Annotated in this window: 16 protein-coding genes; 10 read left to right on the top strand and 6 right to left on the bottom strand. The window is 62.2% G+C overall.

Going from position 1 to position 14,873, the window contains the following annotated elements:
* Positions 1-3: 3 nt before the first annotated feature.
* Both ACK6D9_RS21355 and ACK6D9_RS21350 read left to right on the top strand, forming a co-directional pair.
* Positions 4-249, top strand: a complete 246-nt coding sequence (locus ACK6D9_RS21355) for a DUF4287 domain-containing protein (protein ID WP_412050030.1) — start codon at positions 4-6, stop codon at positions 247-249.
* 48 nt (positions 250-297) lie between these two features.
* The gene (locus ACK6D9_RS21350) at positions 298-783 is read left to right on the top strand and encodes an SRPBCC family protein (protein WP_412050029.1); all 486 of its coding nucleotides are present in this window, start codon (positions 298-300) and stop codon (positions 781-783) included.
* Between the two features lie 12 nt (positions 784-795).
* On the opposite strand, the gene ACK6D9_RS21345 is transcribed toward ACK6D9_RS21350, so the two are convergent.
* A complete protein-coding gene (locus ACK6D9_RS21345; RefSeq protein ID WP_412050028.1) occupies positions 796-1,263 on the bottom strand; it encodes an RrF2 family transcriptional regulator in 468 nt (155 codons plus the stop codon).
* Positions 1,264-1,386: 123 nt separating this feature from the next.
* On the opposite strand from ACK6D9_RS21345, the gene cydD reads away from it, so the two are divergent.
* The 5 genes from cydD (at position 1,387) to cydX (ending at position 7,806) form a co-directional block, all read left to right on the top strand.
* Positions 1,387-3,054, top strand: coding sequence for a thiol reductant ABC exporter subunit CydD (gene cydD, locus ACK6D9_RS21340; RefSeq protein WP_412050027.1), 1,668 nt, complete (start codon positions 1,387-1,389; stop codon positions 3,052-3,054).
* Positions 3,051-4,730, top strand: coding sequence for an amino acid ABC transporter ATP-binding/permease protein (locus ACK6D9_RS21335; RefSeq protein ID WP_412050026.1), 1,680 nt, complete (start codon positions 3,051-3,053; stop codon positions 4,728-4,730). Before cydD ends, ACK6D9_RS21335 begins: the two co-directional genes overlap by 4 nt.
* A 151-nt stretch (positions 4,731-4,881) precedes the next feature.
* Positions 4,882-6,492, top strand: a complete 1,611-nt coding sequence (locus ACK6D9_RS21330; RefSeq protein WP_412050025.1) for a cytochrome ubiquinol oxidase subunit I — start codon at positions 4,882-4,884, stop codon at positions 6,490-6,492.
* Between the two features lie 5 nt (positions 6,493-6,497).
* Positions 6,498-7,661, top strand: coding sequence for a cytochrome d ubiquinol oxidase subunit II (gene cydB, locus ACK6D9_RS21325; RefSeq protein WP_412050024.1), 1,164 nt, complete (start codon positions 6,498-6,500; stop codon positions 7,659-7,661).
* A gap of 16 nt (positions 7,662-7,677) precedes the next feature.
* Entirely contained in the window at positions 7,678-7,806 is a 129-nt protein-coding gene (gene cydX / locus ACK6D9_RS21320) for a cytochrome bd-I oxidase subunit CydX (RefSeq protein WP_267654033.1), read from the top strand.
* 9 nt (positions 7,807-7,815) lie between these two features.
* On the opposite strand, the gene ACK6D9_RS21315 is transcribed toward cydX, so the two are convergent.
* Genes ACK6D9_RS21315 through ACK6D9_RS21295 form a run of 5 tightly spaced genes read right to left on the bottom strand, consistent with a single transcriptional unit; the run spans position 7,816 to position 12,656 of the window.
* Complete coding sequence (locus ACK6D9_RS21315; protein WP_412050023.1) at positions 7,816-9,273, bottom strand: aldo/keto reductase; 1,458 nt, start codon at positions 9,271-9,273, stop codon at positions 7,816-7,818.
* Between the two features lie 2 nt (positions 9,274-9,275).
* Positions 9,276-10,235 carry a branched-chain amino acid ABC transporter permease gene (locus tag ACK6D9_RS21310; protein ID WP_412050022.1) on the bottom strand — a complete coding sequence of 320 codons (960 nt, stop codon included), beginning with the start codon at positions 10,233-10,235 and terminating at the stop codon, positions 9,276-9,278.
* Positions 10,235-11,149: a branched-chain amino acid ABC transporter permease gene (locus ACK6D9_RS21305; protein WP_412050021.1), complete on the bottom strand. Its 915-nt coding sequence runs from the start codon at positions 11,147-11,149 to the stop codon at positions 10,235-10,237. Before ACK6D9_RS21305 ends, ACK6D9_RS21310 begins: the two co-directional genes overlap by 1 nt.
* Positions 11,146-11,877 (bottom strand): ABC transporter ATP-binding protein, encoded by a 732-nt coding sequence (locus ACK6D9_RS21300; protein WP_412050020.1) that lies wholly within the window; start codon positions 11,875-11,877, stop codon positions 11,146-11,148. Before ACK6D9_RS21300 ends, ACK6D9_RS21305 begins: the two co-directional genes overlap by 4 nt.
* Positions 11,874-12,656: an ABC transporter ATP-binding protein gene (locus ACK6D9_RS21295; RefSeq protein ID WP_412050019.1), complete on the bottom strand. Its 783-nt coding sequence runs from the start codon at positions 12,654-12,656 to the stop codon at positions 11,874-11,876. Before ACK6D9_RS21295 ends, ACK6D9_RS21300 begins: the two co-directional genes overlap by 4 nt.
* Positions 12,657-12,709: 53 nt before the next feature.
* Between ACK6D9_RS21295 and ACK6D9_RS21290 the strand changes: the two genes are divergently transcribed.
* From ACK6D9_RS21290 to ACK6D9_RS21280, 3 genes are read left to right on the top strand one after another with little or no spacing between them, the layout of a single operon-like run.
* Positions 12,710-13,480, top strand: coding sequence for a GntR family transcriptional regulator (locus ACK6D9_RS21290; protein ID WP_412050018.1), 771 nt, complete (start codon positions 12,710-12,712; stop codon positions 13,478-13,480).
* The gene (locus tag ACK6D9_RS21285; RefSeq protein WP_412050017.1) at positions 13,477-13,833 is read left to right on the top strand and encodes a TIGR04076 family protein; all 357 of its coding nucleotides are present in this window, start codon (positions 13,477-13,479) and stop codon (positions 13,831-13,833) included. The genes ACK6D9_RS21290 and ACK6D9_RS21285 overlap by 4 nt, the downstream gene beginning before the upstream one ends.
* Positions 13,820-14,869: an aldo/keto reductase gene (locus ACK6D9_RS21280; RefSeq protein ID WP_412050016.1), complete on the top strand. Its 1,050-nt coding sequence runs from the start codon at positions 13,820-13,822 to the stop codon at positions 14,867-14,869. The genes ACK6D9_RS21285 and ACK6D9_RS21280 overlap by 14 nt, the downstream gene beginning before the upstream one ends.
* The last annotated feature ends 4 nt before the right edge of the window (positions 14,870-14,873 follow it).

The raw sequence follows: 14,873 nt of genomic DNA, 5'->3' as shown, positions 1-14,873 counted from the left end.
GTCATGGCTGATAGAACGCCTGTGGAACCAAAGTCAGCGCCACCCAAGGGCCCGGCCTCCTATTTTCCGTCGATCGAGAAGACCTATGGGCGCCCGATCGATGACTGGATCGCTCTGGTTCGAAGCAGGGCCGGGGAAACTCATATGCAACGCGTTAACTGGCTGAAGAACGAACATTGCATGGGCCATGGCCACGCCAATGCGCTGGTTGCCCACACACTTGCCGCCGACAAGAAGACGCGAAGCTAGACCGGCCGAGCACCATGCCCCGTCAACACCGAAAAGGAGGATACCGTGATGACCACCACTAAAAGTGATGCCCATGCTGAAGCGAAGGAGCTTATGCTCGAACGTCTGATCGATGCCCCGGTGGCCAAGGTCTGGCGGTGCTGGGCGGAGCCTGACCTGCTCAAGCAGGGGTTCTGCCCCAAACCCTGGTATGTATCGGACGTGCGGATGGACCTGTGTCCGGGCGGCGAGTTCTTCACCGTGATGAATGGCCCCAACGGCGAGCAATTTGACAATGCCGGCGTGTTTCTTGCGGTTGAGCCGCACCGGCGGCTGGTCAGTACCGACGCGTTTCGCCCCGGCTGGGTTCCTTCAGAGCGCGCCTTCATGGTGGCCGAGACCACTTTTGAGGACACGGGCGAGGGGCAGACCCGCTATGCGGCGCGGGCACTGCACTGGACGGTCGAAGCGCGCAAGGAACATGAAGAAATGGGGTTTCACGAAGGGTGGGGCAAGGCAGCCGACCAGCTGAAGGAACTGGCAAGAAGCCTGTGATGTCGCCGTGGTCTACGCGGCAGTCGGGCAGCGAGCCGAGCGGTCCGGCGCCATCTTCAGGATCGTCTCCAGGCCACAATTGTCCCGCACCAGATCATCAAGGGTGATCGGGTCGAGCTCGCGATAGAACGCCTCGACTGCCCGCGTGAGGAAATCACGCAGGCGGCAGTCGGCGATCAGCGGACAGCTGTTGTCGGTACTGGCGAAACACCCGGTGACAGTTGCGCCTGCTTCAAAGATCCTGAACAGCCGGCCTATGGAGATGTCACGCGGCTTCTTGTTGAGCATGAGTCCGCCGGCGCGGCCCCGAAATGTGGAGACATAACCGTGGTGCTGCAATTGGTGGATGACGTGGCCGAGATGGTGGCTCGAGGCATCATAGGCGCGGGCGATATCCGAGGTTTTGACAACCTGACCCTCATGCGTGGCGCAGAATATCAGGACACGGGTTGCAAGACTTGTGCGTATGGTCAGGCGCATGGGGAGATCCGATCCGGTTTGATTTGCGGGCAATATGCAGCAGTTTGAATGGGTGCAGGTTGATTCAGATCAGCTTTCCGCCCATCACCACCGGCAATCGGAAACGAATCCCGGCGGGATGACATGGCGCGACCAGACAGTGGAAAAACCAACCCGGACGACGATACGCTTGAGCGCCTGACGCGGCCTGCCAGCAGGCAGGTCAGGACGGCGTCTGCGCTATCGGTGGTCTCGGCGCTGGTCTGGCCGCTTCAGGCAGGTATCGTCGCGCTGGCGATCGCTGGGCTGCTTCCCGGCTCAATCGGGCCCGGAGTCTGGGTCTCGGTGCTGGTATTTGCCGGGCTTGGTGTTTTGCGCGCCGGGCTCAATTACCGCGCCGAAAAGCTGCTGTTTGCTGCGGGTACCCAGATTGTCGTTGAGCATCGCCGCCAAATCCTGCAGCGGGAAACTGTAACATCCGGAGGTGGGCGGGCGGGATCGGTCGCAGCCCTTGCCGCCGAAAAGCTCGATCTGTTGATGCCCTATGTCACCCGCTATCGGCCGGCACGGGCGCGGGTGATGGTGGTGCCGTTGTTGATCCTGGTCCTTGCCTTCTGGTTTTCCTGGGCGGTGGGTCTGGTTCTACTGGTGTCGGGGCCGCTCATTCCGGTGTTCATGGCGCTGATCGGGCTGGCGGCGAAGGAAGCGAGCGCCCGGCAAATGGCTGAAATCGGTACACTGAACGATCTGCTGATGGAGCGGCTTTCGGCGCTGGTCGATATCCGGCTTCTCAACGCCGGTGAAGCCGTGACGTCGAGCTTTGCGGCCGGCGCCGAGCGGCTGCGCGCACGGACCATGGCTGTGTTACGGATTGCCTTCCTGTCGTCGACGGTGCTGGAGCTGTTTTCGGCGATCGGTGTGGCAATGGTGGCGGTTTTTGTCGGCTTCACGCTGCTTGGGGCTATTTCCTTTGGCAGTTACGGAGCGACGCTCAGCCCGGCGGCAGGAATTTTCCTGTTGTTGCTGGCACCCGATTTCTACCAGCCAATGCGGGATCTTTCGGCGGCCTGGCACGACAAGGCGGCGGCGCTGGCGGTGGCGGCTGACTTTGCCCAATGGGAAAACGAGGCACCACCCCGGCTGATTGGAAGTGGCGCGGCAACGGCGCGGCTTGAAGGCGAGGCCAGCATCGAACTGCACGATGTTTCCGTACGTATTGGTGAGCGGCTGATCCGCTATCCCGATTTTGCAATCCTGCCTGGCGAGACGGTTGCCCTCAGCGGGCCGTCGGGCGCCGGCAAGACAACGCTGTTGAAATTGATGGCCGGGCTGCTTGCGCCGGAAACCGGCCGGATTCTGGTTGGGGGGCAACCGCTTGATGCCATAAATGCGGATGCCTGGCGGGCTCGGCTGGGATGGATGCCGCAAGCACCTCATTTTCTCGATGCAAGCCTTGCCCGCAATATCGGGTTTGGCGAACCGGGTGATCTCGATGCGGCGTTGCGCGAGGCCTCGGTTGATGCCGTGGTTGAGGGGCTGCCCGGCGGTCGCATGGCTCGGCTCGGTGAAACCGGTGGCGGACTATCGGGCGGGGAAGCGCGCCGGGTGACGCTGGCGCGGGCGATTTTTGCCCAACCCGATGTGCTGCTGGCGGATGAGCCGACAGCAGATCTCGACGCCGCCACTGCGGAGGCGGTGATGGCGGGATTGCTGACACTCAACCAGCGTCGCTGCAGCCTGGTGATCGCCACGCATGACCCGGCGCTGTGCGCGCGGATGCAGCGAACCATTGTGATTGGCGGTGCGGTATGAACGCGCTGTGGCGAATCTTTCTGCTGGTGCTGCGGGATCAGAAGACAGCGCTGATCCGTGGCGCGGCATTGAGCGTGGCGGTGCTGCTGGCCGGGATCGCGCTGTTGGGGCTGTCGGGTTGGTTCATTACCGCAGCAGCTGCTGCCGGGCTTGCCGGCGTGGGGGCAGTTTTTGATGTGTTCCGGCCCTCGGCGATGGTTCGCTTTCTGGCGCTGGGGCGGACCGCGGCGCGCTATGGCGAACGAGTTCTGACCCACGATGCAACATTGCGGGCGCTGGCGTCGATCCGGGTTCGGCTGCTCGAGGTGACTGCGGCTGCGCCATTTGAAAAGGCCGTGCGATTGCGCGGAGCGCGGGCGCTGAACCGGCTGATGGCCGATGTCGATGCGCTCGATGGCGTGCCGCTCAGGCTGGTGCTGCCGATTGGCGCCGGGCTGCTGGCGCAAGTGCTGACATTTGCTGCGTTGTGGTGGCTGGTTGATGTCCGGATCGCGTTGCTTGTGGTGTCGGGGTTTCTCGCCGGCGCCGGTCTCACGTTTTTCTGGTCGGCACGAGCTGCTGTCGCGCCCTCGCGTCGGGCCGAAACCGCCGCGCAGGCGTTTCGCACCCGGTTTATCGACCTGATCGGCGCGCGGAGCGATCTGGCAGTCTATGGAAGACTGACCGGTCAGGCAGAATCGGCCGCGGGTGCCGATGCGCGGCGGCAAGAAGACCTGCTCACGCTGGATCGGATCGAGCGACGGGCCGGGTTGCTGCTCTCGGTCACTGGAACGCTGGTAGCGGCCGGCGCGCTGGGGCTGGGTATGGTGCTGGCACAATCAGGTGATCTCAGCCCCGGCCTTGCGGCAATCGGTTTCTTTGTGGCGCTGGCGCTGATGGAGACCGTTGCGCCGTTACGGCGGGCGACAGCCGATCTCGGTCGGATGATGCTTGCTGCACGACGGGTGGGCGACGGCTTGATCCATACGCCGCACACTGCGCCTGTGGCTGCCTCGCTGAGTTCGGGAACCGCATGGAGCCGCGATGTTGACGCGTTGACAATTACGGATTTGAATTTCCACCGGCCAGAGGCGTTACGCCCGGTGCTGGAAAATGTATCGTTGTCGCTGGAGATGGGTCATAGCCTGGCGATCACGGGACCAAGCGGTTCGGGCAAGAGCACGCTGCTGCTGTTGATCGCGCGTCTGCTGTCCCCGGAACCGGGGCGCATCCTGTTGTCGGGCACGCCGCTCGAACATTGGGTTGAGACAGACTTGCGCGCAAATGTCATGCTGGTGCCGCAACGCAGCACGCTGATGGCCGGCACGATCGCCGACGCCTTGCATCTTGCCGATCCCGAGGCCTCGACCGAGATGCTTTGGGTAGTGCTCGACGCCGTGGCGCTGGCTTCGGTGATCCGCGCCAAGGGCGGGCTCGGATTTCAACTGGGCGCGCGGGGCGAGGGGTTGTCGGGTGGCGAAGCGCGGCGTCTGGTGCTGGCGCGGGCATTGTTGCGGAAGCCGAAGTTGCTGTTGCTTGATGAACCGACGGAAGGACTCGATTATACGACTGCGCGGGCCGTACTTTGCGGGATCAGATCCCATTTGCCGCAGGCGGCGATCTTGACCGCATCGCATAGGGCAGTGGAGATTGAGTGGGCGGATCGGGTGTTGGAGTTGTCAGGCGCCCCAAAATGATCAGGGTGTTCCGGTCTGTACGGCCTTGCCGATTTTTAGCGATGTAATTTGACATTCGTCATTGCCGAAGCTGCCGCTGTCGTTAGTTATCAATGTAACAATGATGCGTATCCGGGTCTGACCAACATCCGGATTGGAAAGGAATACAGCAATGGAATTCGGAATTGTCGAGCTGTCGCGGCTGCAGTTCGCCTTGACTGTCATGTACCATTTTCTATTCGTGCCCCTGACGCTGGGCCTTTCAATCATCGTCGCCATCATGGAGACGGTCTATGTGATGACCGATCGTCCGATCTGGCGGCAGATGACGAAATTCTGGGGCCTGCTGTTCGGTATCAATTTCGCGCTCGGCGTGGCCACCGGCATCACCATGGAGTTTCAGTTCGGGATGAACTGGAGCTATTACAGCCATTATGTCGGGGACATTTTCGGGGCGCCGCTGGCGATCGAGGGGCTGATGGCCTTCTTCCTGGAGGCGACCTTTGTCGGGTTGTTCTTCTTTGGCTGGGACAAGCTGAGCAAGGTGGCGCATCTGAGCGTGACCTGGCTGGTGGCAATCGGTTCGAATTTTTCGGCGCTGTGGATTCTGATCGCCAATGGCTGGATGCAGAACCCGGTCGGCGCGGAGTTCAATCCGATGACCATGCGCATGGAAATGACCGATTTCTACGCGGTGCTGTTCAATGAGGTGGCACAGGCCAAGTTCGTGCACACGGTTTCGGCGGGCTATGTGACGGGCGCGGTGTTCGTTCTCGGTGTTTCGGCCTGGTATCTGCTGCGCGGACGCCACATCGAATTGGCTCGACGTTCCATTACCGTCGCCGCCGCCTTTGGTCTTGCCTCGGCGTTTTCGGTCGTGTTGCTGGGTGATGAATCCGGTTACAGCGCCACCCATAGTCAGAAGATGAAGCTCGCGGCGATCGAGGGCATGTGGGAAACCCACGAGGCTCCTGCGCCGTTCAACCTGATCGGGCTTCCCGATCAGGAAGCGCGTGAAACCCATTATGCCATCGAGATTCCGTGGGCGATGGGGCTGATCGGCACCCGCTCGCTGACCACGGTAATCCCCGGTATCAACGAACTGGTGGACCGGGCGGAGGTACGCATTCGCTCGGGCCAGGTTGCCTATGACGCGCTGATGGAGATCCGTGCCCAGCGAGAAGCCGCTTCGCCCGAGGTGACCGCCCGATTTGAGGAGCATTCCGCAGATCTTGGCTTCGCCTTCCTGCTCAAGCGCTACGTCGACGATCCGCGCGAGGCCAGCGAGGAACAGATCAAGCTTGCTGCGGAAAGCACGGTCCCAAAGGTCTGGCCGCTGTTCTGGGCTTTCCGCATCATGGTCGGCCTTGGTTTCGGGTTCATCGCAACGATGGCCTATTTCTTCTGGCGGGCGTCGTTCAAGGGCATGAATTTTCCACGTCCGGCGCTGCATCTGGCGGTGTGGATGATCCCGGCGCCGTGGATCGCGGCGGAACTCGGCTGGTTCGTGGCCGAGTACGGGCGTCAGCCATGGACGGTGGACGGGGTGTTGCCGACGGCGATGTCGGTCTCGGCCTTGTCTATCAGCGAGGTGGCGCTGACGCTTGCGGGCTTCATCGCATTCTACACTGTGCTGTTCATCATCGAGATGAAACTGATGCTGAAATATATTCGCAAGGGGCCGTTCGAGGATGTCGAGGAAACCGACGCCTGGATAGCCAGCCACGATCAAAGGCTGACAGGGCGGCTTCATGCCGGCACCGCAGCGCAGCCGGCGGAGTAAGAACCATGATCTTGCATCAACTGATAGACTATGACGTTCTGCGCGTGATCTGGTGGGGGCTGCTTGGCGTGTTGCTGATCGCCTTTGCCATGACCGACGGGTTCGATATGGGAGTCGGCGCATTGTTGCCGTTTGTCGGCAAGACCGATGCCGAACGCCGGGTGGCGATCAACACGGTTGGCCCGGTCTGGGAGGGCAACCAGGTCTGGTTCATTCTCGGTGGCGGATCGATTTTCGCGGCCTGGCCGCCGCTCTATGCGGTGTCGTTTTCGGGCTTCTACCTGGCAATGTTCCTGATTCTGGCGGCGCTGATCGTGCGGCCGGTTGCGTTCAAGTTTCGCTCCAAGCGCGAAGACGCGAAATGGCGCTCACGCTGGGATTGGGCGCTGTTTGCCGGCGGCGCGGTTCCGGCGCTGCTGTTTGGCGTGGCAGTCGGCAATGTCCTGCAGGGCGTGCCGTTCCATCTCACCGATGATCTGCATTCGATCTATGAGGGTACGCTCTACAGCAAGTTCTTCGGCCTGCTCGATCCGTTTTCGCTGCTTGCGGGTGTGGTGTCGTTGTCGATGCTGGTAATGCATGGCGGCGCCTGGCTGTCGGTGAAGGCCGAAGGCATGGTGCAGCTACGCGCACGGCGTTACGGCTCGATTGCAGCGCTTATCGCGGTGGCGGGCTATGTATTGGCCGGCCTGTGGCTGGCTTACGGGATCGACGGCTACCGGATTGTCGGCGATTTTGTCACCGACGGTCCTTCCAATCCGCTGCAATTTGATGTCGAGAGAACCGCAAGCTGGCTGGTGGCTTATAGTGAACGACCGTGGATCGCCATCGCCCCGGCCATGGGTATTGTTGGCGGATTGCTGACCTTCCTGGGGCTTCGTGCCGGCCGTGAGGTGTCGACGCTTTTGATTTCCAAGATGACGATCCTCGGGGTGATCTCGTCGGTGGGGCTGACGATGTTTCCGTTCATCCTGCCATCGTCTTCCGATCCGCGCTCATCGTTGAGCGTGTGGAACGCCTCCTCATCACACTTGACGTTGTTCGTGATGCTGGTGGTGACGGTGATCTTCCTGCCGCTGATTCTGGCTTACACCGCCTGGGTCTACAAGGTGCTGTGGGGCAAGGTCACCGAGGCCGACGTCACCGATAATTCTCATTCTGCGTATTGATCAGGAGGTCATAGAGATGTGGTATTTCGCATGGTTGCTCGGCCTCCCGCTGGCGGCGCTGTTTGCCGTCGTCAACGCGATGTGGCTGGAAATGCAGGAAGACCGGCGCAAGATCCGGGATCAGGCGCCGGGCACTCGCCCATAATGAATGGGGTCAGCGGCTGACGACAGCCTCGGCCTCGATCTCGACCCGGAAATCGCCGATCAGGTTGCCGACCAGAAAGGTCGTGTTGGCCGGCGGATTGGTGGTGAAACGCAGGCCGTGGGCGCGGGCCGCGGGTTCGATGTCCTCGTCGCCGCGCAAATACATGCGGGTGCGCAAGATGTCCCTCGGATCGCCGCCGAGAGCTCGCACCGAAGCTGCGATCTTGTCGAGGATGTAGGTCGTCTGAGCGCCGGCATCGCCGACGGCCACGGTCCGGTCCACCCCGTGGGTCGCGGTAGTGCCTGAGACCATGATCCGCTCGCCATCGCGCAGTGCCCGGCAATAGCCGGCGATCGGTTCCCACAAGGAACCTGAGAAAACCCTTGCGCGGTCGGGGTTGTCGGGATCGGTGACGGCCTGCAACGCGCTCGGCATTTCCGCCAGATGATGGCTGAGATCGCCGGATGCGGTGAGGAATGGTGGCTGGCGGTATTCGTCGCCGCAATCGCCGGGGATCTGTGTGGTGGCAGCAAAGGCGCTATCGAGTGCGGCATGATCGCTGGCATCGAGTTGAAACTGGAACAGCCGCAAATTGTCGTCGCGGTGCTCGTTTTCTCCCAGCCGTGCACCGACGATGACGCCGGCGACATGGGCATGTTCCAGCACCCATCGGGTGGCGACATTGGAGATCGAGACATTGTGCTTGCGGGCGATGCAGTCGGCGGCCCTTAGAATGCCCTGATAGGCTTCCCAACCACCGGCGGCGTGAATGAACCGGAGATATTTGGCACCGCTCCAGTCTTCGACCGCCTCGGGTTCGGGCTTGCCGAGCCAGCGTTCGGACAGGAACCCGCCGCACAGGGTGCCATAGGTGAGAAGCTGAACGCCGTGCTTCTTGCAGGCCTCGGCCAGATGTCCCGCGGCGCGGCGGTCGATCAGCGAGAAAGAGACCTGATTGGACACCAGCGGGATGCCATCGGCAATTGCCAGGTTGAGATGGGCAGCGTCGAAATTGGTCACGCCGAGCTCGCCGATCAGTCCCTCGGTCTTGAGCCGGGTCAGTTCATGCAGCGCGTCGAGCCAGGCTGGATGTTCAAAACTCCACCAGTGAAACTGCAGGAGATCGACCCGCTTAACGCCGAGGCGGTCGAGCCGCGCCTGCACACCGGCGCGGACGACACCGGCTGTCATCGGACCCGGTTCGGGGCACCATTTGGTGAATGCGCGCGGGCGGGTGGGACCGGTCCAGCGGCGCAGCATTTCGCCGGTAATCAGTTCGGAACTGCCGTAGTGATCGGCCATGTCGAAAGTATCGAATCCGGCTGCTGCGTAGGCCGAAAGCGCTTCAGCTCCGGTGCCCAGATCGAGCGTCTTTCCATCCCGTTCCTGATCGGCGACCTGCCAAAGGCCGGTCAGGATACGGCTGATGGAAAGGCCGGGGGCGAGTTCTTTGCGGTCGGGATGCATGGTCAGATGTCCTTGTTGCGGCGTCCAAGGTGACGCGAGACGGAGCGGACTTCGGGCAGGATGCCCTGTGGCCGCCAGAGAAGAATGAGGCACAGCATGACGCCGATGACGACAATCTGCAGGGAGGCTGCGCGGGCCTGCTGATCGGCCGGGAACACCTCGGAGATCAGTGCCCCCGACAATGCCCAGATGGCCCAGACCAGCACCGCGCCGAGCACGGCGCCGCGGTTGTTGCCGGAGCCGCCGACGATCAGCATCGCCCAGACCTGGAATGTCATCATCGGCAGATAATTGCCGGGCGCGATGAAGCCGATGAAATGAGCCTGGACGGCGCCGGCCAGCGCCATGATTGCACCACCAAGCGCAAATGCCTGGATCCGCAGGAGGACAGGGTTCTTGCCCAGCGCCTGGGCGGCGATTTCGTCTTCGCGAACCGCACGCAGCGCACGGCCCCAGGGGCTGCGCAGCAGATGTTCGAGCAACAGGTAGATGGCCAGCACCACGGCCAGTGTGACGGCCAGGTTGGCCAGATTGAAGGCTGACGCCTGTCCCTGTAGGGCGGCGAACGGGCGCGGGATGAAGGCCATGCCAAAAGCGCCGCCGGTCAGGCTCTCGGTGTTCTGGAACACGAGTTGCAGCGCCACGGCGATGCCGAAAGTGGTGATCGCCAGATAATCGGAGCGCATTCTCAGTGTCAGCATGCCGACGGCGAGCGCCAGTACGCCGCCCGCTGCCATCGCAGCGACCCAGCCGATGGCGATCGGCAGTTCGAAGCCGCCAATCCGTTCGGCTGCGTCGGGCGTGGTGAGCGCCGCAGAGACATAGGCGCCGAGACCGACAAAACCGGCGATGCCGACATTGAAGAGGCCGGTCTGGCCCCATTGCACGTTGAGGCCCAGGCAGATGATCGCATAAGTCATGGCGATGGTCAGGAAGAAGGCGGCGTAGGCGATGATTTCCATTAGGCCGCCTTCTGGCCGAACAGGCCCTGCGGGCGCAGCATCAGCACCGCCACGAGGATGATGAAGGAGACTGCCGCGCGCCATTCTGCACCGATGATCTGGACGGCGGAAGCTTCGGCAAGGCCGATGATGAGGCCGCCGAGCATGGCGCCGGGGATCGAGCCGATACCGCCGAGAATGGCCGCAGCAAACAGCGGCAGCAACAGGTCAAAACCCATATAGGGTCTGATCTGGACCAAGAGACCAGCCATCACGCCGGCAATGCAGGCAAGGCCGGCGCCGATGATCCAGGTAATGCGGATTACCTGGCCGACATCGATGCCGTAGACGAAAGCGAGGCTGGGGCTTTCGGAAACGGCGCGCATTGCGCGGCCCGTGGCGCTGCGGGTGACCAGCAGATGCAGGCCCAGCACCAGAACCCCGGTAAGCCCGATCACCAGCAACTGGTCGGGCGTGGCGCGCATGCCAAGCCCCAGCGGCTTGGCGATCTGCAGCGCATTGGTGAAATAGGCAGGTTTGGCGGTGTAGATGAATTCAAGCAGCGAGCGCAGCGCCATTGAGGCGCCGAAACTTGCCATGACGACGATGATGGCATCGGCGCCGCGGGCACGCAGCCGCCCGAACAGGACCTTGTCGAGCCCCAGCGCCAGCAAAACCGTCAGGGTGGCGCCGCCCAGAACTGCGAGCGGCAGCCCCCAGCCAAAACTGAACGGATAAACCGGCGCGCCGAGGCCGGTCAGAAGTCCGCCGAGAAGACCGGCGATCGTCAGTGTGAAATAAGCGCCCCAAGCGAGGAAGTCGCCATGGGTGAAATTGGCAAAGCGCAGGATCGAGTAGGCCAGCGTCAGGCCGATGGCGCCGAGTCCGATGGTCGAGCCCGATATCAGCCCGTCGATGAGCGCTTGCGGGTTCATTGCGATGCCTCCGCTGTACGATGGCCGAGGAACAGGCCGCCCAGCAACTTACCGTCATGCAGGGCTGCAGAGGGGCCGTCATGGGCGAGTTGCCCGTCGACCAGCACCAGTGCGCGGCTGGCCAGGGAAAGCGCCGCGCGGACATTCTGCTCGACCAGCACCAGCGTGACACCGGCTTCGGAGATGCGGCGCAAGGTGTCGAATACCTGTGCCACGAGTTTGGGAGAAAGCCCCGCGGATGGTTCATCGAGCATAAGCACGTCGGGCTCGGTGAGCAGGGCGCGGGCTGCGGCCAGCATCTGCCGTTGTCCGCCCGAGAGCGCGCCGGCGAGTTCGCCGGGGCGGTCGCCGAGATCGGGAAACATGGCGAGCATCGCTTCGATCCGTCCGGCGCGATCGGCGCGCGGCAGCAATTGTGCGGCGATCTGCAGATTTTCGAGGATTGTCAGGAGGGTGAAGATGTTGTCGGTCTGCGGCACGAAGCCCAGGCCCCGGCGCACCATGATATGTGGCGAAAGCCCGGTCACATCGGTCTCACCCAAGTGAACTTTTCCGCCAAAACACGGCACCAGGCCCGCCATGGCCTTGATCATGGTGGATTTGCCGGCGCCGTTGGGACCGAGGATGCAAACCGCTTCGCCCTTGGGCACGGAAAAGCTCACACCCTTGACGATGGCGAGATCCGGATCATAGCCAGCGCTGAGATCGCTGGCGGCAAGCGCGCTCATGCCGGCATGCCTTCGAGATAGACATCGATCACATCGGCGCGCCGTGTGATGTCGGCGGGGGCGCCTTCGGCCAGCGACTTGCCGGCGGCCATGACGATGACCCGCGGACACAGTCGGGCGATCATTTCCATGTTGTGCTCGATCAGCAGCACGGCAATGCCAAGCTCATTGATCGCTGCTATCCGGTCGATGATGAGATCGAGAAGCGCGGGATTGACCCCGGCAGCGGGCTCGTCGAGCAGGATAACCCGTGGCTCGGCCATCAGCACGCGAGCCAGTTCGAGCAGTTTGCGCTGCCCGCCCGACAGCACCGAGGCGGGTTGATCCTCGAGATGGGAAAGCGAGACGAAATCGAGCAGGTCACGGGCGCGGCTCGCGTTGGCCTGTTCTTCGCGCATCACCCGGCGCGGTGCGATCAGCGCCGAGACGAGGCTTTCGCCGAGCTGGTTTTGTGCCGCAGTCATGACGTTTTCCAGCACGGTCATGCGCGGAAATGGGCGCGGGATCTGGAAGGTACGGCCGAGCCCGGCCTTGATCCGGGCTTCGGGGCGGGCGCGGCTGAGATCACGTCCGGCCAAAAAAATGGAGCCTTGATCGAGCGGCACGGCGCCGGCCAGCAGATTGAACAGGGTGGATTTTCCCGCTCCATTGGGACCGATGATGCCGAGGATTTCTGCCGCCACCAGGTCGATTGACATGTCATCGACGACCCGCAGCCCCCCAAAGGACTTGGTGACACCGCAAGCGCTGAGAATCGGGGCCCGGTCGGTTTCGATCATCAATCCTGCCAAAGTTGATCAACTATCATTTATCGTTTACAGGAGCATGCTTGATGCCTAAAGTAAAGATCCAATTGGCGGAGGCGGGCAGTGTCGGAATGAACATTCAGACCACCTCGAAGATGGATCGACGCGGGCTTGATCAGCTCTCGCCAGTGACGCGCGAAACCGTGCAGGACCGGATTTACCGACAGCTGCGCGATTCTCTGATCCAGGGTCGGTTTGACGCAGGCGAGATCTTCCTGACCGGCGATATCGCTCATCGGATGTCGGTTAGTTCAATGCCGGTGCGTGAAGCGCTGGCCCGGCTGGTATCCGAGCGGGCGCTCGAAGCGATGGCCAACCGCCGGGTGCGGGTGCCGCTGATCACGCTGGAACGGGCACGCGACATCGCCCGGGCGCGAGCGTTGATCGAGGGACAGCTGGCGGCGTTGGCACTGCCAAAACTGACGCCGGACGATATTGCCCGGCTTGACGCGCTGACCACTGAATATGATGCGACCCACGATGCGCGGGAAATCGCCAGTCTCAATCATGCATTCCATTTCCAGCTTTACCAGGCTGCCGGTTCGCCGGTCCTGATGCCGGTTGTCGAAAGCCTCTGGATGCAGGCGGGGCCCTATGTCCGGGCTGCAGCGCGGCTTCACCAACCGCTGACCGATTCCGCGGCGACGTTGCACCATCGCGGCATATTGGCGGCGATTGCCGCCGGTGACGCGGAGCGGGTGTCGCGTGAACTGGTGGCCGATATCAACCAGGCTTTTGCCATACTTGAACGGGCTGACCCGGCGTTCTGGGTTGCCGAGAACGGAGCTGCAACATGAGCACCGACGAGGGATTCGAGCTGTGGGACCTGAAGGTCGAGGTTGTCGCGCCCGAAGGTGCAAAAATCTGGTGCGGCGCCAATGTCGGCGATTATTTCGAACTGCGCGGCGAGATGCTGCATCTGCCGCCAGGACAGGGAATTTCGATTTATTCGCTGGCTTCGGTGCTGCCGTTGCTGGCTGCCAAGCAGCGGCCGAGTGACGCCAATGACTGGATGTCGACCGATGCGGAAATTGCCTGTCCGGATCCACATTGCCCGTCGCGGCTGAAGATTACACGCACCAAATTGCGCCGCTTCAATCATTCCGACACCACCGCGGTTCCCTTGGGAGATGATCATGCGGCACGTTGAGCTGGCCCCCGGGCACCGTATTTCGCGCGTCATCAAGGGCGGTTGGCAACTGGCCGGCGGCCATGGCACGGTCGACCGCGAGACCGGTATCGAGGACATGATTGCTTTTGCCGACGCGGGCATTACCACATTCGATTGCGCCGATATCTATACCGGCGTCGAAGCGCTGATCGGTGAATTCCGTAGAACCTATGTGCGGGCACGCGGTGCCGAGGCGCTGACCCGTATCAAGGTACATACCAAATTCGTGCCGGATCTCGGCAATCTGGCGAGTCTGACGCGCGCCGATGTCGTCCATGCCATCGAAACTTCGCTGTCGCGGCTCGGGATGGAGCGGCTTGATCTGGTGCAGTTTCACTGGTGGGACTACGAGATCGACCGCCAGGTGGAAGTGGCAAGCTGGCTCGCTGAGTTGCGCCAGCAGGGCAAGATCGCCAATATCGGCGGCACCAATTTCGATACCCGTCAGCTTCAAAGGATGCTCGATGCCGGCGTTCCGATGGTGTCGATGCAGGTGCAATATTCGCTGATTGATGATCGCCCTGCGCGGGCGATGGCGGCACTGGCGGCTGCCTCTAACGTTAGCCTGTTGTGCTACGGCTCGGTGGCCGGAGGGCTGTTTTCGGAACGCTGGCTGGGCGCGCAGGAGCCAGCGGCTCCGTTCGAAAACCGGTCGCTGGCCAAATACAAGCTGATTGTCGACGAGTTCGGCGGCTGGGAATTGTTCCAGGACCTGCTCGGCGTACTGGCGGCAATCGCCCGGCGGCACAACTGCGACATCGCCTCGGTGGCGAGCCGAGCCGTATTGGAGCGTCCCGGCGTCGCCGCGGTGATCGTCGGTGCGCGCAACCGCAGCCATCTCGTGCGCAATCTCGGCATTACCGATCTGGCATTGACGGCGGAAGATTTCGGGCAAATCAAGCTGGTATTGTCACGCGCCAAATCGGTGCCGGGTGATGTCTACGGGCTCGAGCGCGACCGCAACGGCAAGCACGGGTTGGTGATGAAATACAATCTCAACAAACAGGGGCATTGAACCG

This window comes from Hoeflea sp. Naph1 (assembly GCF_046837775.1).
Classification (GTDB): domain Bacteria; phylum Pseudomonadota; class Alphaproteobacteria; order Rhizobiales; family Rhizobiaceae; genus Hoeflea.
The sequence above is the reverse complement of the archived record's forward strand: the minus strand, read 5'-3'. Positions and strand labels throughout refer to the sequence as shown.

What these genes read in the sequence shown, in the direction of transcription:
- ACK6D9_RS21355 (WP_412050030.1), top strand. Translation starts at nt 4, where the DNA reads ATGGCTGATAGAACGCCTGTGGAACCAAAGTCAGCGCCACCCAAGGGC.
- ACK6D9_RS21350 (WP_412050029.1), top strand. Translation starts at nt 298, where the DNA reads ATGACCACCACTAAAAGTGATGCCCATGCTGAAGCGAAGGAGCTTATG.
- ACK6D9_RS21345 (WP_412050028.1), bottom strand. Translation starts at nt 1,263, where the DNA reads ATGCGCCTGACCATACGCACAAGTCTTGCAACCCGTGTCCTGATATTC.
- cydD (WP_412050027.1), top strand. Translation starts at nt 1,387, where the DNA reads ATGGCGCGACCAGACAGTGGAAAAACCAACCCGGACGACGATACGCTT.
- ACK6D9_RS21335 (WP_412050026.1), top strand. Translation starts at nt 3,051, where the DNA reads ATGAACGCGCTGTGGCGAATCTTTCTGCTGGTGCTGCGGGATCAGAAG.
- ACK6D9_RS21330 (WP_412050025.1), top strand. Translation starts at nt 4,882, where the DNA reads ATGGAATTCGGAATTGTCGAGCTGTCGCGGCTGCAGTTCGCCTTGACT.
- cydB (WP_412050024.1), top strand. Translation starts at nt 6,498, where the DNA reads ATGATCTTGCATCAACTGATAGACTATGACGTTCTGCGCGTGATCTGG.
- cydX (WP_267654033.1), top strand. Translation starts at nt 7,678, where the DNA reads ATGTGGTATTTCGCATGGTTGCTCGGCCTCCCGCTGGCGGCGCTGTTT.
- ACK6D9_RS21315 (WP_412050023.1), bottom strand. Translation starts at nt 9,273, where the DNA reads ATGCATCCCGACCGCAAAGAACTCGCCCCCGGCCTTTCCATCAGCCGT.
- ACK6D9_RS21310 (WP_412050022.1), bottom strand. Translation starts at nt 10,235, where the DNA reads ATGGAAATCATCGCCTACGCCGCCTTCTTCCTGACCATCGCCATGACT.
- ACK6D9_RS21305 (WP_412050021.1), bottom strand. Translation starts at nt 11,149, where the DNA reads ATGAACCCGCAAGCGCTCATCGACGGGCTGATATCGGGCTCGACCATC.
- ACK6D9_RS21300 (WP_412050020.1), bottom strand. Translation starts at nt 11,877, where the DNA reads ATGAGCGCGCTTGCCGCCAGCGATCTCAGCGCTGGCTATGATCCGGAT.
- ACK6D9_RS21295 (WP_412050019.1), bottom strand. Translation starts at nt 12,656, where the DNA reads ATGATCGAAACCGACCGGGCCCCGATTCTCAGCGCTTGCGGTGTCACC.
- ACK6D9_RS21290 (WP_412050018.1), top strand. Translation starts at nt 12,710, where the DNA reads ATGCCTAAAGTAAAGATCCAATTGGCGGAGGCGGGCAGTGTCGGAATG.
- ACK6D9_RS21285 (WP_412050017.1), top strand. Translation starts at nt 13,477, where the DNA reads ATGAGCACCGACGAGGGATTCGAGCTGTGGGACCTGAAGGTCGAGGTT.
- ACK6D9_RS21280 (WP_412050016.1), top strand. Translation starts at nt 13,820, where the DNA reads ATGCGGCACGTTGAGCTGGCCCCCGGGCACCGTATTTCGCGCGTCATC.